The organism is Streptomyces sp. NPDC088147 (genome assembly GCF_044741565.1).
Lineage (GTDB): Bacteria > Actinomycetota > Actinomycetes > Streptomycetales > Streptomycetaceae > Streptomyces.
Genome location: NZ_JBIUSY010000007.1, coordinates 309,899 through 335,669, shown reverse-complemented (window position 1 = coordinate 335,669; position 25,771 = coordinate 309,899). Strand labels below are relative to the sequence as shown.

22 protein-coding genes are annotated in these 25,771 nt (G+C 71.1%); 18 read left to right on the top strand and 4 right to left on the bottom strand.

Translation table 11 applies throughout. The annotated features are described in order from the left end of the window. The first annotated feature begins 34 nt into the window (after window positions 1-34). Together ACIOGX_RS25110 and ACIOGX_RS25105 are read left to right on the top strand one after the other, a co-directional pair. Window positions 35-529 carry a hypothetical protein gene (locus ACIOGX_RS25110; RefSeq protein WP_356515897.1) on the top strand — a complete coding sequence of 165 codons (495 nt, stop codon included), beginning with the start codon at window positions 35-37 and terminating at the stop codon, window positions 527-529. A gap of 64 nt (window positions 530-593) precedes the next feature. Next, on the top strand, window positions 594-1,106 hold the full coding sequence (locus tag ACIOGX_RS25105) for a hypothetical protein (RefSeq protein WP_129770721.1): 513 nt from the start codon (window positions 594-596) through the stop codon (window positions 1,104-1,106). Between the two features lie 210 nt (window positions 1,107-1,316). On the opposite strand, the gene ACIOGX_RS25100 is transcribed toward ACIOGX_RS25105, so the two are convergent. Further along, window positions 1,317-2,873 (bottom strand): FAD-dependent monooxygenase, encoded by a 1,557-nt coding sequence (locus tag ACIOGX_RS25100; protein WP_401916368.1) that lies wholly within the window; start codon window positions 2,871-2,873, stop codon window positions 1,317-1,319. A gap of 29 nt (window positions 2,874-2,902) precedes the next feature. On the opposite strand from ACIOGX_RS25100, the gene ACIOGX_RS25095 reads away from it, so the two are divergent. The 3 genes from ACIOGX_RS25095 to ACIOGX_RS25085 all read left to right on the top strand — a co-directional run bounded on the left by ACIOGX_RS25095 (window position 2,903) and on the right by ACIOGX_RS25085 (window position 7,537). Then, window positions 2,903-3,589 (top strand): TetR/AcrR family transcriptional regulator C-terminal domain-containing protein, encoded by a 687-nt coding sequence (locus ACIOGX_RS25095; RefSeq protein ID WP_401916676.1) that lies wholly within the window; start codon window positions 2,903-2,905, stop codon window positions 3,587-3,589. A 196-nt stretch (window positions 3,590-3,785) separates the two neighbouring features. Beyond that, window positions 3,786-5,354 (top strand): hypothetical protein, encoded by a 1,569-nt coding sequence (locus ACIOGX_RS25090; protein ID WP_401916364.1) that lies wholly within the window; start codon window positions 3,786-3,788, stop codon window positions 5,352-5,354. After that, window positions 5,351-7,537 carry a polysaccharide pyruvyl transferase family protein gene (locus ACIOGX_RS25085; protein ID WP_401916361.1) on the top strand — a complete coding sequence of 729 codons (2,187 nt, stop codon included), beginning with the start codon at window positions 5,351-5,353 and terminating at the stop codon, window positions 7,535-7,537. The genes ACIOGX_RS25090 and ACIOGX_RS25085 overlap by 4 nt, the downstream gene beginning before the upstream one ends. Before the next feature lie 89 nt (window positions 7,538-7,626). Here the strand turns inward: ACIOGX_RS25085 and ACIOGX_RS25080 are convergent, their stop codons facing one another. Together ACIOGX_RS25080 and ACIOGX_RS25075 are read right to left on the bottom strand one after the other, a co-directional pair. Beyond that, on the bottom strand, window positions 7,627-8,994 hold the full coding sequence (locus tag ACIOGX_RS25080) for an alpha-2,8-polysialyltransferase family protein (protein WP_401916358.1): 1,368 nt from the start codon (window positions 8,992-8,994) through the stop codon (window positions 7,627-7,629). Beyond that, entirely contained in the window at window positions 8,994-9,974 is a 981-nt protein-coding gene (locus ACIOGX_RS25075) for a glycosyltransferase family 2 protein (RefSeq protein WP_129770715.1), read from the bottom strand. Before ACIOGX_RS25075 ends, ACIOGX_RS25080 begins: the two co-directional genes overlap by 1 nt. Window positions 9,975-10,182: 208 nt before the next feature. Here ACIOGX_RS25075 and ACIOGX_RS25070 point away from each other — a divergent pair, with 208 nt between their 5' ends. The 12 genes from ACIOGX_RS25070 (at window position 10,183) to ACIOGX_RS25015 (ending at window position 24,608) form a co-directional block, all read left to right on the top strand. Then, complete coding sequence (locus ACIOGX_RS25070; protein WP_129770714.1) at window positions 10,183-11,505, top strand: DUF6716 putative glycosyltransferase; 1,323 nt, start codon at window positions 10,183-10,185, stop codon at window positions 11,503-11,505. A 119-nt stretch (window positions 11,506-11,624) separates the two neighbouring features. Continuing rightward, window positions 11,625-12,839, top strand: coding sequence for an acylneuraminate cytidylyltransferase (locus ACIOGX_RS25065; RefSeq protein ID WP_129770713.1), 1,215 nt, complete (start codon window positions 11,625-11,627; stop codon window positions 12,837-12,839). 9 nt (window positions 12,840-12,848) lie between these two features. Further along, a complete protein-coding gene (locus ACIOGX_RS25060) occupies window positions 12,849-13,775 on the top strand; it encodes an N-acetylneuraminate synthase family protein (protein ID WP_356515907.1) in 927 nt (308 codons plus the stop codon). A gap of 4 nt (window positions 13,776-13,779) precedes the next feature. After that, a complete protein-coding gene (locus ACIOGX_RS25055) occupies window positions 13,780-14,889 on the top strand; it encodes a hypothetical protein (RefSeq protein ID WP_356515909.1) in 1,110 nt (369 codons plus the stop codon). A gap of 334 nt (window positions 14,890-15,223) precedes the next feature. Further along, window positions 15,224-16,453 (top strand): amidohydrolase, encoded by a 1,230-nt coding sequence (locus ACIOGX_RS25050; RefSeq protein ID WP_356515966.1) that lies wholly within the window; start codon window positions 15,224-15,226, stop codon window positions 16,451-16,453. A gap of 147 nt (window positions 16,454-16,600) precedes the next feature. After that, on the top strand, window positions 16,601-17,650 hold the full coding sequence (locus ACIOGX_RS25045) for a BMP family ABC transporter substrate-binding protein (RefSeq protein ID WP_356515912.1): 1,050 nt from the start codon (window positions 16,601-16,603) through the stop codon (window positions 17,648-17,650). A 304-nt stretch (window positions 17,651-17,954) separates the two neighbouring features. After that, on the top strand, window positions 17,955-19,601 hold the full coding sequence (locus ACIOGX_RS25040; protein ID WP_401916673.1) for an ABC transporter ATP-binding protein: 1,647 nt from the start codon (window positions 17,955-17,957) through the stop codon (window positions 19,599-19,601). After that, on the top strand, window positions 19,598-20,755 hold the full coding sequence (locus ACIOGX_RS25035; RefSeq protein WP_356515914.1) for an ABC transporter permease: 1,158 nt from the start codon (window positions 19,598-19,600) through the stop codon (window positions 20,753-20,755). The genes ACIOGX_RS25040 and ACIOGX_RS25035 overlap by 4 nt, the downstream gene beginning before the upstream one ends. Continuing rightward, the gene (locus tag ACIOGX_RS25030; RefSeq protein ID WP_356515916.1) at window positions 20,752-22,023 is read left to right on the top strand and encodes an ABC transporter permease; all 1,272 of its coding nucleotides are present in this window, start codon (window positions 20,752-20,754) and stop codon (window positions 22,021-22,023) included. The genes ACIOGX_RS25035 and ACIOGX_RS25030 overlap by 4 nt, the downstream gene beginning before the upstream one ends. Continuing rightward, window positions 22,020-22,424 carry a cytidine deaminase gene (locus ACIOGX_RS25025; protein ID WP_129770704.1) on the top strand — a complete coding sequence of 135 codons (405 nt, stop codon included), beginning with the start codon at window positions 22,020-22,022 and terminating at the stop codon, window positions 22,422-22,424. Before ACIOGX_RS25030 ends, ACIOGX_RS25025 begins: the two co-directional genes overlap by 4 nt. Before the next feature lie 199 nt (window positions 22,425-22,623). Beyond that, on the top strand, window positions 22,624-23,901 hold the full coding sequence (locus tag ACIOGX_RS25020; RefSeq protein ID WP_401916351.1) for a thymidine phosphorylase: 1,278 nt from the start codon (window positions 22,624-22,626) through the stop codon (window positions 23,899-23,901). Window positions 23,902-24,023: 122 nt separating this feature from the next. Then, window positions 24,024-24,608, top strand: a complete 585-nt coding sequence (locus ACIOGX_RS25015) for a Uma2 family endonuclease (protein ID WP_356515920.1) — start codon at window positions 24,024-24,026, stop codon at window positions 24,606-24,608. A gap of 6 nt (window positions 24,609-24,614) precedes the next feature. On the opposite strand, the gene ACIOGX_RS25010 is transcribed toward ACIOGX_RS25015, so the two are convergent. Continuing rightward, window positions 24,615-25,277, bottom strand: a complete 663-nt coding sequence (locus ACIOGX_RS25010; RefSeq protein WP_384775370.1) for an HAD family hydrolase — start codon at window positions 25,275-25,277, stop codon at window positions 24,615-24,617. Between the two features lie 68 nt (window positions 25,278-25,345). Here ACIOGX_RS25010 and ACIOGX_RS25005 point away from each other — a divergent pair, with 68 nt between their 5' ends. Further along, a complete protein-coding gene (locus ACIOGX_RS25005) occupies window positions 25,346-25,654 on the top strand; it encodes an STAS domain-containing protein (protein ID WP_401916349.1) in 309 nt (102 codons plus the stop codon). The last annotated feature ends 117 nt before the right edge of the window (window positions 25,655-25,771 follow it).

Below are 25,771 nucleotides of genomic sequence, written 5' to 3'. Positions count from 1 at the left end.
CGCACACCCGCTGCCGTAGTAAGGAGGCCCCGAGATGGCCACGACCCTGCCCGTACCGATCGAGTTCGAACTGCCGGAAGGCTGGCGCGCGGCACGGCCGGATGAAGCCGGCGCGCCCGGCGCGGCGTTCGTCGCGCTGCATCCGCGACCGGATGCCGGATTCAACGCGAACATCACGATCGACGGCGAGTACCGGCCGGACACCGCGACGCTGGCGGAGATCGCCGACGCGTCCGTGGAGCGCCTGGGCCAGGCCACCACGTCGGTCGTGGTCGCCGGACGGCGCGAGATCGGCTCCGCGGACGCACCCGGTTTCACGCAGACGCTTGCCCTCTCGACCGTCGTCGGCGGCGTACCCCGCGACCTCGTCCAGTCCCAGGTGTACCTGTCCATGCTGGACGTCGCCGATCCGCACAAGCGGGCGGTGGTACGCCTGGTCCTGACGGCCACCGCGTCCCAACACCCGTCCGTCGTGGCCGACTTCCAGGACTTCGTGCGCACGGTCCGCCCGGACACCGCGGCCTCGTAGCGCGGACGCACCCTCGTACCGGCAGACCTTGCACCGGCAAACCGACTCCTCATAGGTTGATTTCATGGGACTCTTCGACAAGCTGACCGGAACCAAGCGCCCCGCCGACGGTGTCGCCCCGCGCTCCGCCGCCGAGGTCCACGCGGCTCTGCTCGGCCTCAACCGCCCGGACGTCCCCTATGTCATCCGGGACGGCCGCGAGGAGGGTGCCGATCTGGTGGCCGAGTGGCGCATCCTGGACCCCGCCTGGCAGACCTTCTTCGTCCGCACACAGGTGAGCCGGGTCTTCCAGGTCCGTATGCGCCTGGTCCCGGAGAAGAACGAAGTCCGTTCGCTCGACCAGCAGTACGAGGTCTCGTGGGTCGGTGACACCCCCAGGCTGGCCCTCGCGGCCGATGCCCAGCGCGGCCAGGTGCAGACGGTCTCGAAGCGCTGGACGCTCGGCGGGGGCGAGGACGGCGACCGCGAGGCGACCGAGACGTTCAGCTTCGACAGCTCCGACCTGAAGGACCCTCTTCAGGACGCCGTTCTGGGCGCGGGATGGACCTGGCGCGGAGTCATCAGCGGCAAGCTGTGAGCTTGTCGGCCGGAGAGTGACGTCCGGGGAGTGACGGCCGGGGTGTCGGCCGGGGTCCTGTCCCGCTGACCGCATACCTCGGAACCTCGGAACCTCGGACACCTCGTATGCCTTGGCGCGAGGAGTCGGTCCTGCTCGTTCTCGTCCAGCAGGGCCCGGACGCGGAATCGACGCGGTAGCCGAGGTCCCGTGGCTTGGCGTGTCCCGGGCTCATGCGTACGGGGCCACCGATTCCCCCGCTCCGCCCACTCCCCGCAGCCATTCCTCCAGGCCCCGCGCGTCGTCGCCCGCCCATCCCACGTAACCGTCCGGGCGGACGAGGAACAGGCCCTTGCCGTACGGGGCGTACGCGTCCAGCTCGCGCACCCGGATCAGTTCCGGGTCCAGCGGCGGGAGTTCGGGGGCCGTGCCCACCGCGAGCAGGGTGAAGTGCGGGCCGCGCAGGACGTCGAAGACGGTGGTGCCGTCGGGCAGCGGGCCGTCGGGGGCTCGGTCGCCGGCGCGCAGGGCGCCCGCCGCGCCGGTGGACAGCGGGCCTTCGCGGTAGCCGAGGCCCAGTTGGCGGGTGGCCGCGCCACGGCGGGCCTCACCGCGGTGGATCCGGGTCGACAGGCCGAGCATGTCGGCGGCCACGGGCCGGCGCTCCTGTTCGTATGTGTCGAGCAGGCCCGCCGGGGCGCCGTGACGCAGCACCTGGCCGAGCTTCCAGCCCAGGTTGTAGGCGTCCTGGACGCTGGTGTTCAGGCCCTGGCCGCCCGCCGGGGAGTGGACATGGGCCGCGTCGCCCGCGAGGAAGATCCGGCCGTCCCGGAAGCGGTCGGCGAGCGCCGCGCGCGGGCGGAAGTCCGAGGACCAGAGCACGTCGGTGACCTCGGACGCGGCGAGATGCGTACGGGCGGCGACCAGCGCGCGTACGCCCGCCGCCGAGGTGTCGGGCGCGGAGCCGTCCTTGAACTGGGCGGTCAGCTGGAAGTCGGCCGTGCCGGGGAGCGGGCACGCGGCGAGGAACGAGCCGTCCTCGGCGGGGAAGATATGCCAGTTCAGCCGGTCCAGCGAGGGGATCCGGACGTCCGCGACCAGCATCGGCGCCGGGTCGACGGTCTCGCCGGTCATGCCGATGCCGAGCAGGCTCCGTACGGTACTGCGGCCTCCGTCGGCGGCCACGGCGTACCGCGCGCGGACGGTCCGGGACGGGGGCGCGCCGACTGCCGTCGCTTCGGCCGCCGTCGCGCCGACTGCCGTCGCCCCGCCGTCGGCCGCCGCCCCGCCGTCGGCCGACAGCTCCGCCGTCACCCCGTCCGCGTCCTGCGCGAGACCGGTCAGCGCCGTTCCGAAGGCGACGCCGCCACCCATTTCCCGCAGACGCGCGTACAGGATCTCCTGCGTACGCCACTGCGGCACCAGCCACGGGCCCGCGTACGGCTCCGCCGCCGTCGGCCGCGTCTCCTCGAACATCCGGTGCTCGCCCTGCCGCTCACCGTTCAGCCAGACCATGCCGACGGGCGCGGGGCCGCCGTGCGCGAGCATCCGCTCCACGACGCCCAGATCGTCCAGCACCTCCAGCGTGCGCGGCTGGACGCCCTTGCCGCGCGATCCGGGGAAGAGCCGCGCCTCCCGCTCCACGACCTGTACGGAGACCCCGCGCCGCCGCAGATCGCAGGCGAGGGCGAGGCCGGTCGGTCCGGCGCCGACGATCAGTACGTCGACCACCGGGGCAGGACCGGCTCCGGTGTCGGCGACCGCTTCCTTAACGTTGTTAAGTTCCATGCGGCCGAGGATGCGCTTAACGCTGTTAGATTGTCAAGGTGGCTACGACACGACTGGACCGCACGCTGGTCGCCCGCACCGCGCTGCGGCTGCTGAACGAGGTGGGCCTCGAAGGGCTGACCCTGCGCGCCATCGCCGCGGAACTCGGCGTCAAGGCGCCCGCGCTCTACTGGCACTTCAAGGACAAGCAGGCGCTGCTCGACGAGATGGCGACCGAGATGTTCCGGCGGATGGCGGCCGACCTGCCCGCCGTCGCCGCCCCCGACTGGCGGGACGGTCTCACCGCGGCGATGCGCGGGCTGCGCGGCCATCTGCTGCGGTACCGCGACGGCGCCAAGGTCTACAGCGGTACGCACTTCACGGACACCGGTTACGCGGCCACCATGGACGCCCATCTGCGCGGGCTCACCGAGTCCGGATTCACCCCGCGGACGGCGGCGCGCGCCTGGTTCACCGCGTACAGCTACACCATCGGTTACGTCATCGAGGAGCAGTCGATGTTCCCGGTCGCGGCCACGGACACCGGCACGGCCAGTGGGGCGACCGGCGCGGAGGGGATCGACCTGGCCGCCCGCGCCGAACGGCTGGCGGCGTATCCGCTGGCCGCCGGCGCGGGCGACGAGATCTTCGGCAATCACGAGGAGGGCTTCGAGAGCGGCCTCGCGGCGGTCGTGGCGGGGATCGCCCTCACGGTCCGCCCGACGGACACGGCCTAGGTGGCGCCCCGGTCACCCTCCGTCGCGCGGTCACTCTCCGTCGCGGCGGCCACGGAGAGTCGCCCTACCAGCCCCCGATGTCCGAAGCGTTTCGTTCCCCTTACCGATGGTGTGAGTTCACCTCCGGGGCGGAGAGATTTCCTACCCTGTCACCCACTCACCATCTGTCCGTGGGGCAGTAGACGCCGGGAGCAGCATGACGAAGGCCCGCAGACTGTGGCCGAGATGGCGCGGCGGTAAGAACGCCGAGAACGCAAGGATCGGGAAGAGCGGACGGAGCGGACGGAGCGGAAACGCCGGAAGCACCGCCACCGCGCCGCCGGACGGTACGCCTCCCAGGGACTCGAAGGAGCTGGAGGAGTGCCTGCGCGCCTGCGCGCTGCACAGCGACAGGCTCGCGGCCGCCGGTACCGAGAACAACCGCAAGCGCGCCGATCTCGCCGCGAAGCTGCGCCACCTCCGGACCGTCCACGCCGCGGCCCATGCCTCCGCGGCCTCCGCGGTCTCCGAGCCCGCCGGGAACGAGCTGTTCGACGCGCTGCTCGCCGCCGGGACCGCCGCCCTGGAGTGTGGTGACGGCGGCGGAGGAAACGGCGGCGACGGCGACGAGCCGGCGCTCGCCCTGCTCATCAGCGCCACCGTCCTGGCCGAGCGCGGCAGCTCCCGGGCCGGCTGGCGGCTGCGGGCCAGGACCCTGGAGGCAGCAGGCGACGAACTCGCGGCCGTCGAGGCGTACGAGCGCTACCTCGCGCTCACCGACGACGACTGGTACGGCGTCGCCCCCCGCCTCGCCGGGCTGCGGACAGCCGCCCGGCAGCAGGAGGACATGCTGCGGCTGCTCGCCCGCGAGTGCCCCCGCGCCGAGGAGTTCGCGACCGCGCCCGCCTCCGCCACCGAGGTGCGGGCCGTGTGGGAGGAGGGCCTGCGGCTGCACGACAAGGGCGACCGCGAGCAGGCCGAGCCGCGGCTCGTCGGCGCGCTGCTCGCCATGGGCCGCGACCGGCACCCGGTCGGGGAACTCCAGAACGCCGTCGGCCAGTACCTCGACCTGCGTATCGCCGCCGCCGACGGCGACGCCTCACGGCTGCGCGAACTCATCGGCCACTACGCGGAACAGCGCAGGAACCGGATGCGCCCGCCCCTCGCCGATCCCACCCTCGGCGGGGCCGACTGGATCGGCGTCGGCGAGCTGCGCAATCTGATCGCGGGCAAGTCCGTCTGTCTGGTGGCCAACTCCGAGAGTCTCGGGCGCGGTTCGCTGGGGCCGGAGATCGACGCGTACGACCTGGTCGTACGGTTCAGCTCGTACCGTATCGACGCGCCGGCCACCGGTACGCGCACCGATCTCCACGCCACCGCCCACGAGCACGGCTTCAACTGGGACCGGCCGGTGACCACGCGCATGGTGTTCGGCGGGTCCGCGGAGAAGTGGAGCTACTCGCTGCGCGAGCGGCTGGTGCCCGGCGCCCAGCGGTATGTGACCGACGAGTCGGTGCGCTGGCCGCTGCGCCATCTCGGCGGGGTCGACTGGGACGCCTGGCCGTCCGTCCCGACCAGCGGGTTCAACACCCTCTGGCTCCTCGATTTCCTGGATGTCAGCCCCACGCTCGATCTGTTCGGCTTCGACTTCTACGAGAGCGGCGTCCACCGCCTGCCCGGAGCGATGCGCGTACCCGTCACCTCCGAGCGCGAGCGGACCAGCGAGAAGGCATGGGTCATGGAACGCGCCCAGAGCGTCAACGACATGAGGATTTCCCTGAGATGACCCCCAGCCCCGCGCCCCCCAGCCCAGCGACTCCCGACCCAGCGACCTCCAGCCCCGCGACCCCCAGCCCCGCGACTCCCAGCCCCAGGGCCGCGGACTCGCTCACCGGCAAGCGCCGTGTCGCCTTCGCCGCGCTCGTCGGCGGCGACGACGATGTGCCCGGCCTCCTGACCCTGCTGCGCAGCCTCGCCCTGTCCAACCCGGGCGTGTGCGAGGACTTCGTCGTCCTGCACGGCGGGCCCGGTCTGCCGGCCGCCTCCGCCGCCCGTATCCACGCGCTCCACCCGCGCGTCGAGCTGCGCCCGTCCGGGACCGGCTCGCGCGGCGACGTTCCCCGTATCCGCGACCACGACACCGTGATCCGCGACGTCGACGCCGTCATCCGGGACTACGACACCGTGATCGTCCTCGATCCGCGCACGGTCGTACGGGGCGATCTCGGCGCGCTCCTGCGGCTGCGCGACGGGGCGGTCGCCTTCACCCCCGGCGACACCTTCGTCATCCAGCGCGACCACGCGCAGACGGACCCGGAACCCGGCGGCGAGGCCCCGATCGGCGACTCCGAGGACGACCGGAGCGCGTACGAACTCTCCGACGCCGAGCTGCACGCCGCCTACCTCGCGCTGAACGGCACCCCCCACCACGATCTGATCGTGCACTACGGGACCCCGCACGTCGCCCGCACCGGAGACGTCGAGACCGCCCGCCGCGTCGCGCTCGCCCATATCGGCGCCGGCGAGTTCCAGGAGGCCGCCGACCTGCTGGGATCGGTCCGTATCCCGGTGAACGAGGCATGGCCGCACGAGGTGTTCGGGCACGCCCTGATGAGCCTGTCCCGCTACGAGGAGGCCGAGGCCCAGCTGCTGCTGGCCACCGCCGCCCCCAAGCGCGCCGCCACCGCCTTCGCGCGGCTGGCCCAGATCGCCTGGATCCACGGCGACGACGCCACGGCACAGCGCCACGCCATGAACGGGCTCTCCGCGGACCCCACCCACCGGGGCGCGCGGCAGATGCAGCGCCGTACGGCGGGTGCGCCCGCCGGGCTGCCGCACCCGCGCGAGGGCGCCGCGGAGGACCAGCTCGCCCATGTCGCGTACTACATGCCGCAGCAGGGCAACGCCGGGGACAAGCTGCTGCCCGAGTCCGTACGGCTCACCTTCGGCCCCGACACCGGACCCCGCCGCTGGCACTCGATCCACGCGCACCGGCTCTTCGACGAAGCCGCGCTGGAGCGGGTCAACGCCCGGCGCGGGCTGGTGATCGGGGGCGGCGGGCTGTTCATCCCCGACACCGCGCCGAACGGGAACAGCGCCTGGCAGTGGAACGTCCCCGACGCGCTGCTCGACCGGATCGACGTGCCCGTGATGGTGTACGCGGTCGGCTTCAACGCCTTCGACGGACAGTCCTACCGGCGCGAACGCTTCCACGAGAGTCTGCGCAGGCTCGTGGAACGGTCCGCCTTCTTCGGGCTCCGCAACCACGGCTCGATCGAGAAGGTCCGCGCGCTGCTCCCCGCCGCACTGCACGAGAAGGTGCGCTTCCAGCCCTGCCCGACCACCGTCACCCGGCAGCTGGTCGAGGGCTGGACGGACCCGGCGCACCGGGAGAACACCGTCCTGGTCAATGCCGCCTACGACCGGGCCGGGCTGCGCTTCGGCCATGACTACGGGCACTTCCTCGCCGAACTGGCCAAGGCGATAAGGGCGCTGGGCGGCCACGCCGAGGTGAAGTGCGTGGCGCACTCGGTGGACGACGAGCGGATCGCCTTCGACCTACGGCGCGAGCACGGCATCTCGCTGCCGGTGATCCCGATGTACGACTCCGGGAACGACGAGATCCGGGACCTCTACGCCCGTACGAAGCTGGTGATCGGGATGCGGGGGCACGCGGGAATGATCCCGTTCGGCTGCGGGACGCCGATCATCAGCCTGATCTCGCACCCCAAGATGGCGTACTTCCTGTCCGACATCGAGCGCCCGGAGTGGGGCGTCTCCGTCCATGACAAGAACCTCGGGGCGGTGCTGACGGAACGGGCGCTCGGGCTGCTGGACGATCACGCCGCGTCCGTCGCCGACGTACACGGCAGACAGCGGGAGCTGTGGAAGGTCACGCAGGCGAACGCGGCGGAGCTGCGGGCGATCCTGGGGACCACCGCGCAGACCCCTGAAGGTCTCACGGCCTGATCCCCGGCCCTCGCCGGAGACCCTCGCCGGACGGGCGACTTCGCGTCCCGTCCGGCGACCAGGGTCCTCGCCGTCCTGCCGCGGCGGTGCTACCGCAGCACGGCGCGCCGCAGCTTCCGCGCCCGCCGCACCATCCGCCGGGCCGTCGCGTTGCGCGGGATACGGGCCAGCTGCGCCGGGACCGCGCCGGGCAGCGCCAGCGCCGTGAGCCGGCGCCGCTTGAAGTAGCGCCAGGTGTGCGTGTCGAGATGCTCCGACAGGTACTTCTCCGCCGTCGGGCGCAGCCCCGGGTAGATCTGGTGCTGCATCGCGTAGCCGACGGTCGCGACCAGCTCCGCGATCAGCGGGTCCGGCCGGTGGGTGACGGAGTCACCGTCGTCCAGCGACGGCAGCAGCGCGTCGACGATCGTCACGGGCACGCGGTTGCTGTTCTGGTACGGGGCGAGCCGTTCCAGCAGCAGTTCCGTGCCCGTGTGCGCCACCGGGATGCCGTAGAACGCGGACGCCGTGAACAGCGCCGTCGAGAAGCAGCCGACCACCAGCGCGGGCTTCAGCCGCCGGAAGAGCACCTCGGCGAGCACCGGGCTGTCCAGGATGGTCAGATCGGCGCCGAGCTTCTTCGCCTCCTGCTCCAGCTGCCGCGACCAGGCGGCCGGGGCCGTGGGATGCGGCTTGAAGACCACCTGGGTGTGGCCCTTGGCGACCGCGCCCCGCACCATCCGGATGTGCAGCTCCTCCTCCTCGCGCTCGGAGAGGATCCCGAGCGCGGAGAGGTACTGGCCGAGGAGCAGCGCCGGGGGCTCCGACGGAGTGTCGAAGTTCCGCTCGGCGTCGGTGAGTTCGTCCAGCACGCGCAGGAAGGCGTCCGTCGGCACCAGCTCCGGGCCGACGCCGAACTCGGTGAGGAGCAGCGGCTTGAGCCCCGGTACGAGATCGAGGTGCAGCAGTCTGCGCACCCGCTCGCCGACCAGCGGTTCTATCTTCGAGCGGGTGGGCCCGTAGCTCATCAGCCCGTCCGCGTACACCTCGATGGGCGCGCCGGTGAAGATCTGCGCGATCGCGAGCGCCGGATTGACCTGGATGGACTCGACGACCAGCCGTACGTCGTCGTCCCCGAGCCGCCAGGCCAGGCGCAGATGGCGTTCCCAGAGGGGGACGTCGTCGGCGCGCGGGGACCAGCTGCCCGGGTGGAACGGCGCGATCGTCTCGTTCCACGACACGAGGTCGTCGAACCGGTCGCGCAGCTGCTCGAAGCCCGGCATCTCGTCGACCGAGGGCGTCAGTTCGGGCGAGCCCGCGTTGTTGCAGATGACCAGGAGCCGGCGGTGGACCGCGGGGAAGAGCCCGGCGTCGATCGCGGCGGCCAGCGTGGCCGCTCCGTAGAGCGTGGAGGCGCAGAAGACCTGCGTCGTACGCCCGGCCGCGGACGCACTCGGAAAGAGGGACGACGACGCCATCACGCTGCCGCCTTCCCGGCGGCCAGGGGCCGCCTTCGCAGGCGGCGCAGCCGGGCCGAGCGGTCCAGGTCCATCGAATCCAGCGCTTCCTTCAAGACGTCCTGAGGCAGTCGTTTCAGAGCGGCGGCGCTCATCGCGCGCAATTGCCGCGCCACGGCCGGTTCGAATCGCTCTTTCGACGCCAGATGGTGGGAAATGATCGCGCAGTAGGTGCGCACGGCCTTCAGCAGGAAACGGTCCGCTTCCGCGTCTTTCGCGGTCTCCTCGATGACCTGGTCGAAGGCGCGGATGAAATCGAGCTGCCGTACGTCGCCGATCTGGGTGAGCGACGAGGCGACCCCGCGCCGGTAGAAGGTCCCGAGCAGTCCGAGCACGGCGAAGGACTCCGCCTCGCGGTGCAGCCGCCAGATCCAGGGCCGGTCCTCGGCGGTCCGCAGCCCGTCCGTGAAGTGCACCAGGCCGCGGTCGACGAGCCTGCGGTGGTACATGCCCGCCCAGGCGTACGGATAGTCGACCGAGGTCGAGCGGTCGGCGGGCAGGATCGCGTCCCGGGGCGACAGCACCTCGTCGCGCCGGCCGACCGGGACGCGGTGGATCGTCCGGGCCCTGGCCGTGAACTGGACGTGGTCGGTACGGACGAAGTCGCAGCCCAGCCTCTCCATGGAGGCGAGCACCTGCTCGTAGTAGCCGGGCGCCACCCAGTCGTCACCGTCGAGGAAGGTGACGTACTCCCCGTCCGCGGCGTCCAGACCCGTATTGCGCGCGGTGGCCAGCCCCCCGTTCTGTTCGTGTCTGAGGAGGACCGCCCCCGGAAGGTCGCGCGCCGCCTGTTCGAGGATCTCCGGGGTCCCGTCGGTCGAACAGTCGTCGACAAGAAGGAACTGGAAGTCCTCGCGGCTGTTCGCGCGCAGGCTTCTAAGGGTTTCGAGGGCGTATGTCTGCACGTTGTAGAACGGCACGACAACAGAGAGCTTGACCACCTGCGTGACGCTAGGCGGAGCCGAGTCATGCCGCCTGACATCCGGACGCATGGAAGGTGAACGAAGAATGGCGGAATGGTGAAGCCGCCCGCATCCCGGCAGTTTTTTGTCCGTTCCGGGCCCGCGTCGCCATTCGTAGATGTGCTGTTAACCCTTTATTGCCATTGAGTTGGGGCGACAAACGGAATGGCTTTCTAACGTCCACGTCGTGCCATCACGTATCAGCGGTCAAGCGGTCCGGGTCGCCGTGCTCGCCGACTCCGACACCCGGTGGAAGTGGGGCGCGCTCACCGCGCGCCGCATCGCGCCGGACGACCGCTCCATAGAGCTCAGCGGCTTTCTCCTGCGCGGACGAGCCACGCCCACCGCGAGACAGCTCGCCGAGGTCGGCGCGGAGGCGGACGCCCTGCGTGAGGTGACCGGCACCGACTTCCTGCGCACGCTCCGCGAGGAGTCGTACGACATGGTCGTCCTCGCCCTCGTCGGCGGCGCCGTACAGGCGATGCTGCACGGGATATCCGCCCTCAAGATGGCCCACCGGCCCGTGATCGTCACCGGCTACGTCGGGGTCGTCTACGAGAAGCTCTCGGACGGGCTGCTGCTGCGGCACGGCGCGGATGTCGTCCTCGCCAACTCGCGCTACGACGCGCAGCGCTTCCGCGCCGTCTACGAGGGCGTGGGCGCCGACGCCTCCTCGGTCACCGAGGCCGCGCTGCCCTTCCTCGGCGGTGAGCGGTACGTCCCCGAGGAGGGCCGCGACACCGTCGTCTTCGCCGCCCAGCCCTCCGTGCCCGCGAGCCGCGCCGACCGTACGTATCTGCTGCGGCGCCTCGTCGAGCACGCCAGGCTCCACCCGCGCCGCGAGGTGCTGCTGAAGCTGCGCAGCAAGCCGGGCGAGCACACCACGCACGTGGAGGAGTTCCCGTACCAGCGGCTCGCCGAGAAGGTGCCCGGCGGTCTGCCGCCCAACTTCCGCATGGTGTACGGGAACATGGGCGAGGTCCTCGACCGTACGGACCTGCTGGTCACCGTCTCCTCGACGGCCGCCCTCGAATCCCTGCACCGGCGCATCCCGACCGCGATCCTCACCGACTTCGGGGTCCGCGAGCCGCTCGGCAACCACCACTTCATCGGCTCGGGCTGCCTGGCGTCCTGGGACCAGCTGGACGGCGGCGGGCGCCCGCGCCCCGACGCGGTCTGGTGCGACCGGCAGGGCGTCGCCGCCGACGGATCGTACGCGTCGGCCTTCGACGGCGCCCGGCAGCGGGTGGCGGAGCTGCTCGACGGGCCGGACCTGCCCGAGATCAGCCCGTACTACACGGCCACCACCGCGCCCGGCTACCTGCCGCCGCTGCTGGCCCGCTACCACCTGGCCGTGGACGGGACTCCACTGCCGTCCCGGGCCTCCGAGGGCGATGTCCGCGGGGTCAGGCGCGTGGTGCGCGAGGCCGTACGGGGCGCCGCGCGCGGTGCCTACCGCCACGGCGTGCAGCGCGTGGCGCCCGTCATCCGCCGCATGGGCGAGCTGTGACCGGGCCGTCGCCGGCACAGGACCCGGCCACACCACACACCGCGGACGAACGGGCCGCGCATGACCGAGCCGCAGATGAACGACCCGCGGAGGACCGAGCCGCGGACCAAGGAGAACAGATGACCGTCCTCGCGGTGATCCCCGCACGCGGCGGATCCAAGGGCGTACCCGCCAAGAACCTCGCCCCCGTCGGCGGCGTACCGCTCGTCGTCCGCGCCGTCCGCGCCTGCCTGGCGGCCCGGCGCGTGACCGATGTCGTCGTCTCGACCGACGACGCGGCCATCGCCGACGCGGCACGCTCCGCCGGCGCCGAGGTCGTCCTGCGCCCCGCCGCGATCGCGGGGGACACCGCGACCAGCGAGGCCGCCGTCCTGCACGCGATGGACGCCTACGGCGCGATGCGCGGCAAGACCGCCGAGGTCGTCCTGCTCGTACAGTGCACCAGCCCGTTCATCACGGCCGAGGACCTGGACGGCGTCGCCGGAGCGGTCACCGAGGACGGCGCGGACAGCGCGCTGACCGTCGCGCCGACCCACGGCTTCATCTGGCGCCGCGACAGCGCGGGCAGCGCCGACGCCGGGGCCTCGGGCGGCTACGGCGTCAACCACGACAAGTCGAACCGGCCGCGCCGCCAGGACCGCCCCCAGGAGTACCTGGAGACCGGCGCCGCCTACGCGATGCGCGCCGAGGGCTTCCGCGAGGCCAACCACCGCTTCTTCGGCCACACCGCGCTCGTCACCACCGACCCCGCCCGGGTCCTGGAGATCGACGACCCGCACGACCTGGCCCGCGCCCGCGCGCTCGCCCCGCTCCTCGACCCGGCCGTCCTGCCGACGTACGACGACATCGACGCGGTCGTGCTCGACTTCGACGGCACCCAGACCGACGACAAGGTCTTCGTCGACTCGGACGGCCGCGAGATGGTCGCCGTGCACCGCGGCGACGGGCTCGGCATCGCCGCGCTGCGCCGCAGCGAACTGAAGCTGCTCATCCTCTCCACCGAACAGAACCCGGTCGTCGCCGCCCGCGCCCGCAAGCTCCAGGTGCCGGTGCTGCACGGCATCGACCGCAAGGACGTCGCGCTCAAGCAGTGGTGCGACGAGCACGGAATCGCGCCCGAGCGGGTTCTCTACGTCGGCAACGACGTCAACGACCTCCCGTGCTTCGGACTCGTCGGCTGGCCGGTGGCCGTCGCGAGTGCCCATGACGCCGTACGCGCCGCCGCGCGTGCCGTCACCACGACACCCGGAGGCGAGGGGGCGATCCGCGAGATCGCCGCCTGGATCCTCGGGCCGGGGCTCCAGACCCCCCACACCCCCACCCTCAACAAGTAAGGACGCTCCATGAGCACCAACTCCACCTCGCGCCTGCGCACCCTCGGCACGCGGACCGCGGGACCCGGCCGCCCGGTCTACGTGACGGGTGAGATCGGCATCAACCACAACGGCGAGCTGGACAACGCCCTGGCCCTGATCGACGCCGCCGCCGACGCCGGCTGCGACGCGGTCAAGTTCCAGAAGCGCACCCCGGAGATCTGCACGCCCCGCGACCAGTGGGACATCGAGCGGGACACCCCCTGGGGCCGGATGACGTACATCGACTACCGCCACCGCGTCGAGTTCGGCGAGGACGAGTACCGCTCCATCGACGAGCACTGCAAGAAGCGGGGCATCGACTGGTTCGCCTCCCCGTGGGACACCGAGGCCGTCGCCTTCCTGGAGAAGTTCGACGTGCCCGCCCACAAGGTGGCCTCCGCGTCCCTCACCGACGACGAGCTGCTGCGCGCCCTGCGCGCCACCGGCCGTACGGTCATCCTCTCCACCGGCATGTCGACGCCGAAGCAGATCCGGCACGCGGTCGAGGTCCTGGGCAGCGACAACATCCTGCTCTGCCACGCCACGTCCACGTACCCGGCCAAGGCCGAGGAGCTGAACCTGCGCGTGATCAACACGCTCCAGGCCGAGTTCCCGAACGTCCCGATCGGCTACAGCGGCCACGAGACCGGTCTCCAGACCACCCTCGCCGCCGTCGCCCTCGGCGCCGTCTTCGTCGAGCGTCACATCACCCTCGACCGCGCCATGTGGGGCTCGGACCAGGCCGCCTCCGTCGAGCCGCAGGGTCTCCAGCGCCTCGTCCGCGACATCCGCACCATCGAGGCGTCCCTCGGTGACGGCGTCAAGAAGGTCTACGAGTCGGAGCTGGGCCCGATGAAGAAGCTCCGCCGCGTCGCGGGCGTCGTCGCCGAGGCCACCGAGCCGGTGGCGGTCTGACGCCATGACCGGTGCCGGCGGGGGCCGCTCCCCGCACCCTCGTGCGACCGTCGGCGGTAACGCCGCCGACGGGAACGCCGACGCGATCGCATTCGTGGAGAGCCCGGTCCAGCTGCTCAATGTGCTGGAGTGGGCGCGAGCCAGCGCGACCGGTGACGCCCTCACCGTCGTCGTGCTGTCGCCCACCGATCCCATGTCGCGCGGCCAGCTCCGCCGGATGGCGGAGCTGGCCCGTGACGAGGGTTTCACCGTGCGCTGGCAAGAGGCGCGCGGTGGTGCGGGGGCGCCCCTGCGGACGCTGCGGGAACTGACCCCGCTGCTCCGCAAGGCCGGCCGGATAGTCATCGGAGACCCGTTCTCCCGCTATGTACAACTGCTGCTGACCCTGGTCAGCGGCAAGGCGCTGACGGTGGTGGACGACGGCACGGCCACGCTGGAGTTCATCGGGCAGATCGCCCGCGGCGAACGGCTGGTGCGCTGGCACCGGCGCGGCAGCCGCGGGCCGCGGGAACTGGTCCTCGCGCCCGTCACCGCGGCCGCGCGGCGCCGGCTCTCCCCGTCGGACGGCCGCACGGTCGAGGTCTTCACCTCGATGCCCGTCGAGGAGATCCCGGCCGGCATCACGGTGACCGCCAACCGCTTCGAGTGGACCCGGGCGACCTTCGGGCCGCCCCGGATAGCCGCGGGCGCGGACATGGTCGGTACGTCGCTGGTCGAGACGGGCGTGGTCGACGCGGACCAGTACCTCGACGCGGTCACGGCCCTCGCCCGCACCCACGGCGCCACCCGCTACTTCGCGCACCGCCGCGAGGACGTGGACAAGCTGCACCGCCTCCACACGGTCACGGGCCTGGAGATCGTCCGCCCGGACCTCCCCCTGGAAGTGATCGCCCGTCGCGGCCCGATCGGCAGCACGGTCCTGAGCTTCCCCTCCACGGTGGTCCACACCCTGCCCCTGGCCCTGGCGGGCACGGGCGTACGCGTCGCGGTCTGCGACATCGCCCCGGAATGGCTGAAGGAAACGGCGAGCCCACGCGCCCAGGGCTTCCTGTCGGGGGTGACGGGCACGGCCCGCGACATCCACCGCCTCCCGAGACTGCCCTCCCCGGCCTGACCCAGGGCCCGCCGCTCCGGCCCGGACCGCGTCCACGGACGCGGCCCGAGTCGGCACGCAGCGGTGGCCCGGCCGCTCGGCGGCCGGTACACCCATTTCCGGATCCTGCCCGATGACCTGTGACCGTCCATGGCGACCCGGCGCCCCGGCGATCCACACCCGCTCCAGCGCCTCTCGGCGCCGCTCCGGAACGCGAGGATGGCGCGGTATACCCGCTCTGTCCGAACCTCACACACGCCGGAACTCGGTTTCTTGGCCTGTGTGGCTGAAATTTTCTTGATCCAGGGCTGGTTGATCACTGAAGGGGCCTACCCTTCAACAGGTGAGCCAGTTGATGTCCTGCGAATCCGAGAACGACCTGCCCGCGGAAGCGGAAGCCGCACTCCCCGGCACGTTGCCCGAAACCTTGCGTGCCGAGCTGATCGCCTTCCGCCGGGACATGCATATGCATCCCGAGCTGGGCAACCAGGAATTCCGTACCACCGCCGCGCTCAAGCACAGACTGGAGCAGGCCGGGCTCGTGCCGCGGGTGCTCAACAGCGGTACCGGGCTCATGTGTGACATCGGGACGCCCGACCCCGCCCGCCCCATGCTGGCCCTGCGCGCCGACATCGACGCGCTGCCCATCCCGGACACCAAGACCGGCGTCCCGTACCGCTCCACCGTGCCCGACCGGGCGCACGCCTGCGGGCATGACGTCCATACCACCGCCGTGCTCGGCGCGGGGCTGGTTCTGGCCGAACTCGACCGGCAGGGGCAACTGCCCAATGCCGTACGGCTGATCTTCCAGCCCGCCGAGGAAGTACTGCCGGGCGGTGCCGTCGACGCCATCGCGTCCGGCGTGCTCGACGGCGTCGGCGGCATCATCGCCGTGCACTGCGACCCCAAGGTCGACGCCGGGCTGATCGGACTGCGTTCCGGCCCCATCACCTCCGCCTGCGACCGGCTGGAGATCAGCCTCGACGGCCCCGGCGGCCACACCGCGCGCCCCCACCTCACCACCGACATGGTCACCGCCGCCGCCAGGGTGGCCACCGACGTTCCCGCGCTGCTCGCCCGCCGGGTCGACGCCCGCTCCGGGCTCTCCGTCACCTGGGGACGGATCGCTTCCGGCCACACCTGCAATGTCATCCCGCAGCACGCCGAGCTCTCCGGCACCGTCCGCTGTCTGGACCTGGCCGCCTGGCGCGACGCACCGGACCTGGTGCACGCCGCGATCGACGAGATCGCCACGCTCCACCGCGCCAAGTCGCAGATCGAGTACGTCCGCGGCGTGCCGCCCGTGGTCAACGACCCGGTCGTCGCGGAGCTGCTGCGTGCCGCGCAGACCGCCCGCCGGGGATCGTATGCAGTCGAGGACACCGAACAGAGCCTCGGCGGAGAGGACTTCTCCTGGTATCTGGAACAGGTGCCCGGCGCGATGGCGCGGCTCGGCGTACGGACGCCCGGCAGCCAGGCCCGGTACGACCTGCATCGTGGCGATTTCGACGTCGACGAGCAGGCGATCCAGGTCGGCGTGGAGCTTTTCACCGCCGCCGCGTTGATCGACGGCAACCGTTTGTAACCGGCCTTGACACCTTCGGCTCGCTCTCCGTTCGCGACGATCCGATAACGGCTTCCGTACAGGTCTTTATCTGACATCTACGCGCGTTACGATCGCCGCGAAACCAGCGCCAGCCGAGGCGCTTCGGTCAGGTTGAAGGAGCCTCCCTTGCGCCGGATCACCAGGATCGCCACCGTGGGTGTCGCGTCAGCGGCACTCGCGCTCACCGCCACCGCGTGTGGCAACAAGTCGTCGTCGGACGCCGGTTCCGACTCCAAGGAAGCCGGCGCCGCCATCGCGTACGACATCGGTGGCCGAGGTGACCAGTCGTTCAACGACGCCGCCTTCGCCGGTCTGTCCAAGGCCGAGACCGAGCTGAAGATAAAGGGCAACGCCGCCGAGCCCTCCCAGGGCGAGTCGGACGCCGACAAGGTCCAGCGGCTGACCGAGCTGGCCCGCGCCGGCAACAACCCCGTGATCGGCATCGGTTTCGCGTACGCGCCGGCCCTCAAGAAGGTCGCGCCGAAGTTCCCGAAGACCACCTTCGGCATCATCGACGACTCCTCGGTGACCGGCAAGAACATCGCCAACATGGTCTTCAACGAGGAGCAGGGCTCGTACCTCGCCGGCGTCGCCGCCGCCAAGGTCACCAAGTCCAAGACGGTCGGCTTCATCGGCGGTGTCGAGACCCCGCTGATCAAGAAGTTCGAGGCCGGCTTCACGCAGGGCGTCAAGGAGACCGACCCCTCGGTCAAGGTCCTGTCGCAGTACCTGACCCAGCCCCCGAACTTCGAGGGCTTCTCCAAGCCCGACCTGGGCAAGGCCGCCGCGCAGGGACAGCTCGACAAGAAGGCCGACGTGGTCTACGCCGCCGCCGGTCTGGCCGGCACCGGCTCGATCGAGGCCACCGCGCAGGCCGGCAAGTGGGCCATCGGCGTCGACTCCGACCAGTACGTCCAGAAGGGCCTGGCCGCCTACAAGGACCAGATCCTGACCTCGGTCACCAAGGGTGTCGACGACGCGGTGTTCAACCTGATCAAGTCGGTCAAGGACGGCTCGCCGCAGTCCGGTGAGGTCCGCTACGGCCTGGACAAGGACGGCGTCGGCCTGGCCGACTCCAACCCGGCCTACGCCAAGCTGACCGATGTGGTCGCCGCGGTGGACAAGGCGAAGAAGGACATCGTGGACGGCAAGATCACCGTCAAGTCCGCGCCGTAACGACCCTGTCCGGTCGCGCGCGGTACCTCCCGCGGGCCCGGAGCGACGGTGCACGCCGTCGCCTCGGGCCCCGGGCACACCGGCCCCCGCGGACGACCCGGCACGGGACCGCCCGGCGTACGACCCGGCGCACCGCCCGGCGTACGAACACCCCGTCACCGCCCGGTCACGCCCAGGTCGCCCCCGGCCTCCCGCCTTACGATTCGGCAGCGCTACGCGTGTAGACGACCCTCCGGCGCGATAACTTCACCCCGCCTGCCACTCACCCCCGCCTTCACTCCTTTCCCGCCAAGGAGAGTGCGTCATCAACGCGTCCAGCAGCCCGCCCAGCGGTGCGCCCAGCAGTCCCCCCGCAGTCGAACTGCGGGGCATCACCAAGAGATTCCCCGGCGTTGTCGCCAACCACGACATCGACATCACGATCCGCAAGGGCACGGTCCACGCCCTGGTCGGTGAGAACGGCGCGGGCAAGTCGACCCTGATGAAGATCCTCTACGGCATGCAGAAGCCGGACGAGGGCACCATCACCGTCGACGGAGCGGAGGCCGTGTTCGCCAGCCCCGCCGACGCCATCGCGCGCGGCATCGGCATGGTGCACCAGCACTTCATGCTCGCCGACAACTTCACCGTCCTGGAGAACGTCGTCCTCGGCGGCGAGCGCCTGTACGGGATCGGCGCGAAGGCCCGTAAGAAGATCAAGGAGATCTCCGACGCGTACGGCCTCGGCGTACGCCCCGACGCGCTCGTCGAGGACCTCGGGGTCGCCGACCGCCAGCGCGTGGAGATCCTCAAGGTCCTCTACCGCGGCGCCCGCATCCTGATCCTGGACGAGCCCACCGCCGTGCTGGTGCCGCAGGAGGTCGAGGCGCTCTTCGGCAATCTGCGCGAGCTCAAGGCGGAGGGCCTGACCGTCATCTTCATCTCGCACAAGCTGGGCGAGGTGCTGTCGGTCGCCGACGACATCACCGTCATACGCCGCGGCACGACCGTGGGCACCGCCGACCCCGCGCGCACCACCCCCAAGCAGCTCGCCGAGCTGATGGTCGGCAGCGAGCTGCCCTCGCCGGAGACCCGCGAGTCGACGGTGACGGACATACCGATGCTGACGGTGGACGGACTGCGGCTGACCGCGACCGACCCCGACGGCGTGGTACGCGAGGTGCTCGACGGGATCACCTTCACCATCCACCAGGGCGAGGTCCTGGGCATCGCGGGCGTCGAGGGCAACGGGCAGACCGAGCTGATCGAGGCGCTGATGGGGCTGCGCGACCCCGACGGCGGGGTGATAACCCTCGACACCGCCGACATCTCGCACGCGCCCACCCGCAAGCGCCGCGAGGACGGCATCGGCTACATCCCCGAGGACCGGCACCGGCACGGCCTGCTGCTGGAGGCCCCGCTCTGGGAGAACCGCATCCTCGGCCATGTCACCGAGAGGCCCAACAGCCGCGGCGGACTGCTCGACCTGAAGGCCGCCCGCGCCGACACCACCCGGATCGTGCGCGAGTACGACGTCCGTACCCCCGGTATCGAGGTCACCGCGGCCTCGCTCTCCGGCGGCAATCAGCAGAAGCTGATCGTCGGCCGCGAGATGAGCCACAGCCCCAAGCTGCTGATCGCCGCCCACCCGACCCGCGGTGTGGACGTCGGCGCGCAGGCGCAGATCTGGGACCAGATCCGGGAGGCCCGCCGTGAAGGGCTCGCCGTCCTGCTGGTCTCCGCGGACCTGGACGAACTGATCGGGCTCTCCGACACCCTGCGCGTGATGTACCGCGGCCGGCTCGTCGCCGACGCGGACCCCGCCACCATCACTCCGGAGGAACTGGGCTCGGCCATGACCGGCGCCGCCACCGGTCACCTGGAGGCAGAGCCCGAGCCGGCGGCGGAGTCCGCGCCCGCGGCAGAGGCACCACAGGCCGCAGCGGCACCACCGGAGGACGACGCCCGATGAAGAAGTTCGACAAGGACCGGCTGATCCTGGGCTTCGCGGGCCCGGTGCTCGCGCTGGTCGTGGCCGTGGTCCTCACCACCGTGGTGCTGCTCGCCTCGGGCAGCGACCCCTTCGAGCCGTACCGCATCATGTTCGAGTCCGCCTCGTACGTGGATGTCCAGGTACTGATCGTCAACCAGGCCGGCACGTACTATCTGGCCGCGCTCGCGGTCGCCGTCGGCTTCCGCATGAACCTCTTCAACATCGGTGTCGACGGGCAGTACCGGCTCGCCGCGATGATGGCGGCGCTCGTCGGCGCCAGCGTCGATCTGCCGGGACCGCTCCAGATCGCGCTGATCGTGATCGTCGCGATGCTGGTCGGCGCCTTCTGGTCCGGTATCGCGGGCATCCTCAAGACCACCCGCGGGGTGAGCGAGGTCGTCTCCACGATCATGCTCAACTCGATCGCCACCAGCCTCGTCGCCTGGCTGATCCTGCCCAAGAACTTCGGTGTCCAGCCGGCCGGTTCCAACAACCTGACCACCGGCGAGATCCCGGAGTCCGGCTGGTTCCCCGGTCTCTCCATGGGCGCCGAGGCCGGCGAGATCTACGGCTTCACCTTCGTCGCCGCCGCCTGCGGCCTCATCTACTGGTTCGTCCTCGGCCGCACCCGCTTCGGCTTCGACCTGCGCGCCACCGGCGCCAGCGAGACCGCGGCCCAGGCCTCCGGCGTCGACGCCAAGAAGATGATCCTCACCTCGATGCTGATCTCGGGCGCGGTCGCCGGCCTCGCCGGGATGCCGACGCTCCTCGGCGACACCCACACGTACAGCCTCGACTTCCCGACCGGCATCGGCTTCACCGGCATCACCATCGCCCTGCTCGGCCGGAACAACCCGCTCGGCATCGCCTTCAGCGCCCTGCTCATCGCCTTCCTGGACAAGGCGTCGGCCTCCCTCGACCAGTACGGGTACGAGAAGGAGATCGCCACGATCATGCAGGGCCTGATCGTGATCTCGGTCGTCGTCAGCTACGAGCTCGTCCGCCGCTACGGAATCCGCCGCCAGCAGCAGAAGGTCGGCGCGGAACTCGCCGCCGGAGGGGCCCTCACGACCGAGGCCCGCCCCAAGAACGACCAGACCGAGAAGACCGAGAAGGAGGGGGCCGCGCTGTGAGTACGAGCACGAGCACCGTCTCAGCCACCAGCGCCGCCCCCAAGAAGGGCGGTGGCCGCCGCACACTCTCCCTGCCCGTCATCCTGCTGATCATCGCGGGCGGGCTGGCCCTCATCTCGCTCGTACGGCTGATCAGCGGCGCCGACGACATCACCTCCGTCGGCCAGGTCGCCGGGGCCCTCGAACTCGCCATCCCCATCGGTCTGGCCGGACTCGGCGGACTGTGGGCCGAGCGCGCGGGCGTCGTCAACATCGGCCTCGAAGGCATGATGGTCCTCGGCACCTGGTTCGGTGCCTGGGCCGGCTTCCAGTGGGGTCCGTGGGCCGGCGTCCTGTTCGGCATACTCGGCGGCTGCCTCGGCGGTCTGCTGCACGCCGTCGTCACCGTCACCTTCGGCGTGAACCACATCGTCTCCGGTGTGGCCATCAACATCCTCGCCGTCGGCGCCACGCGCTATCTCTCCAGCTTCGCCTTCGACGGGGTCGACGGCGGCTCCTCCAGGCAGTCCCCGCGCATCGACTCCATCACCGAGATCACCGTCCCCGGGCTCGCCGACTGGATGCAGGACCTCCAGGCCAGACACTGGTTCCTGGTCTCCGACATCGCGGGCGTCGTCGGCGGTCTGGTGACCAATCTGTCGCTGCTCACCGTCGTCGCGCTGCTGCTGATCCCCGGCACCTGGTGGGTGCTGTGGCGTACGGCGTTCGGCCTGCGGCTGCGCTCCTGCGGCGAGAACCCGGTCGCCGCGGAGTCGCTGGGCGTCAACGTCTACAAGTACAAGTACATCGCCGTCACCGTCTCCGGCGGTCTCGCCGGTCTCGCCGGTGCCTTCCTCGCGATCGTCGCCACCGGCATCTACCAGGAGGGCCAGACCGGCGGCCGCGGCTATATCGGTCTCGCCGCGATGATCTTCGGCAACTGGATGCCGGGCGGCATGGCCCTCGGCGCCGGGCTCTTCGGCTTCACCGACAGCCTCAAGCTGCGCGGCGGCGCCGAGAACGTCCACGCCATGCTGCTGCTTCTCGCGATCCTGCTCGTGCTGGTCGTAGCGTGGCAGCTGTACAAGAAGAAATACGTCTCCGCGGTGATCTCGGCGGCCGTCTCGGCGGGGCTCTTCGCCTGGTACGGGCTGACCGACCAGGTGCCGAGCCAGTTCGTGGACGCCGCCCCGTACGTCACGACGCTGCTGGTCCTCGCGCTCTCCGCGCAACGGCTCAGGATGCCCAAGGCGGACGGTATGCCGTACCGGAAGGGGCAAGGAAAATGACCGCACCGGCCGGACCGGCGGTGGACTGGGACGCGCTGCGGGCCTCCGCACGTGCCGCCATGACCCACGCGTACGCCCCGTACTCGAAGTATCCGGTCGGGGTCGCGGCCCTGGTGGACGACGGCCGTACGATCACCGGCTGCAACGTCGAGAACGCCTCGTACGGCATCGGACTCTGCGCCGAATGCGGTCTGGTCTCGGCGCTCCAGCTCAGCGGCGGCGGCCGGCTCACCCACTTCACCTGCGTCGACGGCGCGGGCGAGGTGCTGGTGCCGTGCGGGCGCTGCCGCCAGCTGCTGTACGAGTTCGGCGGTCCCGAGCTGGTCCTGGAGACCCCGGACGGCTTCCGCACGATGGCCGAGATGCTGCCGCAGGCGTTCGGTCCCGGCCATCTGAACTGACCACGGCCCACCGGGCGTACGCGGGCCCCTGGACCCGCGCGCCCCTCTGAACCCGGCCCCTCCGCCGCCGCGACCGACCCGGCGGCGGAGGGGCCGTACAAGCTCCTCGCAACCACGAGGCGTATCCATAGGCGTATCTATGCGCGTAGAGACTCCGGGATACTCTCGCCTACGTACGGCAGTCATCGAAAGGATCACCATGGACGTCATCTCCGTCATCCGCACCAAGCGGGACCGGGGCGAGCTGAGCCCCGAGCAGATCGACTGGGTGATCGACGCCTATACGCGCGGCGAGGTCGCCGACGAGCAGATGTCGGCGCTGGCGATGGCGATCCTGCTCAACGGCATGAACCGTACGGAGATCGCGCGCTGGACCGCGGCCATGATCGCCTCCGGCGAGCGCATGGACTTCTCCGCGCTGTCCCGCCCCACGGCCGACAAGCACTCCACGGGCGGCGTCGGCGACAAGATCACGCTGCCGCTCGCCCCGCTGGTCGCCGCGTGCGGCGCCGCCGTACCGCAGCTCAGCGGCCGGGGCCTCGGCCACACCGGCGGCACGCTCGACAAGCTGGAGTCCATCCCCGGCTGGCGGGCGCTGCTCTCCAACGACGAGATGCTGCACGTCCTGGACACCACGGGCGCCGTCATCTGCGCGGCGGGCGACGGACTGGCCCCCGCCGACAAGAAGCTGTACGCGCTGCGCGATGTGACCGGCACCGTCGAGGCCATCCCCCTGATCGCCTCCTCGATCATGTCGAAGAAGATCGCCGAGGGCACCGGCTCGCTGGTCCTGGACGTCAAGGTCGGCTCCGGCGCCTTCATGAAGACGATCGAGGACGCGCGCGAACTCGCCTCCACCATGGTGGGCCTGGGCACCGACCACGGCGTACGGACCGTCGCCCTGCTCACCGACATGGACACCCCGCTCGGCCTCACCGCGGGCAACGCCCTGGAGGTACGCGAGTCCGTCGAGGTCCTGGCGGGCGGCGGCCCGGCCGATGTCGTCGAACTGACCCTCGCCCTGGCGCGCGAGATGCTCGACGCGGCGGGCCTGAAGGACGCGGACCCGGCGAAGGCGCTGGCGGACGGCTCGGCGATGGACGTCTGGCGCCGCATGATCGCCGCGCAGGGCGGCGACCCGGACGCGACGCTCCCGGTCGCCCGCGAGACCCAGGTGGTGACGGCCCCCGCCACCGGCGTCCTGACCCGCCTGGACGCGTACGGCGTGGGCGTCGCCGCCTGGCGCCTGGGCGCGGGCCGCGCCCGCAAGGAGGACCCGGTCCAGGCGGGCGCGGGCGTCGAACTCCACGCCAAGCCGGGCGACCGGGTCACGGCGGGCCAGCCCCTGCTGACGCTGCACACGGACACCCCGGAGAAGTTCGACTACGCGCTGGACGCGCTGACGGGCACGTACGACATCGAGGCGTCCGACACGGCGTTCAAGGTGGCGCCGGTGGTGCGGGAACGTATCGCCTGACCTGCGCGCCCGCGGCCGGAGGCCGCTGAGGTACACGCCTCGTTCGGGTGAACGGGATCGGTGGACGGCCGCCGGTCCCGTTCGGCATCCTGGGATCGATGGTGAAACGAATGGAGACCGCCATGAGCGCACTCACTGTCGACCACGAGCCCCATCAGGGCTGGGACGACCTCGTCCGTGCCTGGGAGCAGACGGACGCGCCCGAGGGCTGCAAGGTGGAGATCATTGAGGGGATCGTCACCGTGTCACCGTCGCCGTCCTGGGACCACAATTCCACCGCTTCCATCATTCAGCGGCGTCTGTTCGCCGTGATCCCGGAGGAATGGCACATTTTCCAGACGCAAGAGGCGGCTGTACCAGGCCGTATGGGGCTGTACATCCCCGACCTGATGGTGGCGGCGGAGGAGGACAGGCCCGCGCCCGGGGATCTGTTCCCGGCGAGCCGGGCGAAGCTCGTCGTCGAGATCACCTCGCGCGGCAACGCGAACCATGACCGCGTCGCCAAGCTCCACGGCTACGCCCAGGCCGGCGTTCCGCTCTATCTGCTGCTCGACGCCTGGCATTCGGGTCAGCCTACGGCGACGCTCTACGGCGAGCCCGAAGGCGGTACGTACCGCATGCTTCAGTCGGTCGAGTACGGCGGCAAGCTGACGCTGCCGCCCCCGTTCGATCTCACCATCGACACAGCGGAGTTCCCCGTCAGCTGACGGGGATCAGCTGACCGACCGCCCCGCCAGCAGCCCCGGCAGATCCCGCATGTCGTCGAAGACGACCGTGCCGGGGCCGGTCAGCCGGTGCGGGGCCGTCAGGCCGCCCGCGTAGCCGAAGGCGCGCATTCCGGCGGCCCGTGCCGCCTCGACGCCGTACGGGCTGTCCTCCACCACCGCGCAGCGCGCCGGGTCCACGCCCAGCGTGCGGGCCGCGTGCAGGAAGAGGTCCGGGGCGGGTTTGCCGCGGGCGACGTCGGCCGCGCTGAAGACACGGCCCGTGAAGTAGTCATGGAGGCCGGTGGTCGTCAGATTGCGGCGGATGCCGTCATGACCGCCGTTCGACGCGAGGCAGAAGGGGATGGGCAGGGCCTCCAGCACCTCCGCGATCCCGTCGACGGCCGTCAACTCGGCGTCGAACGCCTCCTGGTAGAGATGCTCGTACGCGCGGTACCACCCCGGCTCCAGCGGGCGCCCGAGCCGCTCCTCGACCGCCGCGTCGAAGACCTCTCCGGAGGAGCCGACGAACGTCGCGACGATCTCCTCCTCCGTGAAGTGACAGCCCAGCGCGGCGAAGACCTGGGCGTCGATCCGTACGGATATCCGCTCGCTGTCCACCAGGACGCCGTCGCAGTCGAAGATCACCAATTCGAAAGGATCACGGGTCATGCCCGCAGCGTACGGGGTGTGCCCGGACCGCTCCGATGAGTTCCGGCCGCCGGACCGGTCTCCCCAGTGTGGATGCCACGAAACCGATCGTCCTCGTCATCGCCGGCCACCTCACGCCGGCCGATGTGCCCCGGTTCCACGAGGAGCTGTACGCGCGGCTGTACGAGGAACTGGCCGCGCGGCCGGACGACTTCGGCGCGGCCGAGGTGATCTGTGAGGTCGACGGTCTCGTCCGGCCGAACCTGGCGGCGGTCGAGGTGCTCGCCAGGCTCCGGCTCGACGCCCGCAGACGGGGCTGCCGGCTCCGCTTGCGGGGCGCCGGGCGGGAGTTGCGGCTGCTGCTGGATCTCGTGGGTCTGGGCGACATGGCGGTGTAGGGAGGCCGGGGAGGCAGAGGACCACGAGGCTCTAGATGCGCGGCGCACCGGTCGATCAGGTGGTTCGCGCTGCGGTCCGTGGGGAGACGCGCGGCGGCGGGAAGGGCATCATCCCGG

Excerpts from the sequence above, each read along its gene's own strand:
- ACIOGX_RS25050 (WP_356515966.1), top strand. The coding sequence starts at position 15,224 with ATGTCCTGCGAATCCGAGAACGACCTGCCCGCGGAAGCGGAAGCCGCA.
- ACIOGX_RS25060 (WP_356515907.1), top strand. The coding sequence starts at position 12,849 with ATGAGCACCAACTCCACCTCGCGCCTGCGCACCCTCGGCACGCGGACC.
- ACIOGX_RS25020 (WP_401916351.1), top strand. The coding sequence starts at position 22,624 with ATGGACGTCATCTCCGTCATCCGCACCAAGCGGGACCGGGGCGAGCTG.
- ACIOGX_RS25035 (WP_356515914.1), top strand. The coding sequence starts at position 19,598 with ATGAAGAAGTTCGACAAGGACCGGCTGATCCTGGGCTTCGCGGGCCCG.
- ACIOGX_RS25065 (WP_129770713.1), top strand. The coding sequence starts at position 11,625 with ATGACCGTCCTCGCGGTGATCCCCGCACGCGGCGGATCCAAGGGCGTA.
- ACIOGX_RS25015 (WP_356515920.1), top strand. The coding sequence starts at position 24,024 with ATGAGCGCACTCACTGTCGACCACGAGCCCCATCAGGGCTGGGACGAC.
- ACIOGX_RS25010 (WP_384775370.1), bottom strand. The coding sequence starts at position 25,277 with ATGACCCGTGATCCTTTCGAATTGGTGATCTTCGACTGCGACGGCGTC.
- ACIOGX_RS25080 (WP_401916358.1), bottom strand. The coding sequence starts at position 8,994 with ATGGCGTCGTCGTCCCTCTTTCCGAGTGCGTCCGCGGCCGGGCGTACG.
- ACIOGX_RS25085 (WP_401916361.1), top strand. The coding sequence starts at position 5,351 with ATGACCCCCAGCCCCGCGCCCCCCAGCCCAGCGACTCCCGACCCAGCG.
- ACIOGX_RS25025 (WP_129770704.1), top strand. The coding sequence starts at position 22,020 with ATGACCGCACCGGCCGGACCGGCGGTGGACTGGGACGCGCTGCGGGCC.
- ACIOGX_RS25100 (WP_401916368.1), bottom strand. The coding sequence starts at position 2,873 with ATGGAACTTAACAACGTTAAGGAAGCGGTCGCCGACACCGGAGCCGGT.
- ACIOGX_RS25055 (WP_356515909.1), top strand. The coding sequence starts at position 13,780 with ATGACCGGTGCCGGCGGGGGCCGCTCCCCGCACCCTCGTGCGACCGTC.
- ACIOGX_RS25110 (WP_356515897.1), top strand. The coding sequence starts at position 35 with ATGGCCACGACCCTGCCCGTACCGATCGAGTTCGAACTGCCGGAAGGC.
- ACIOGX_RS25105 (WP_129770721.1), top strand. The coding sequence starts at position 594 with ATGGGACTCTTCGACAAGCTGACCGGAACCAAGCGCCCCGCCGACGGT.
- ACIOGX_RS25090 (WP_401916364.1), top strand. The coding sequence starts at position 3,786 with ATGACGAAGGCCCGCAGACTGTGGCCGAGATGGCGCGGCGGTAAGAAC.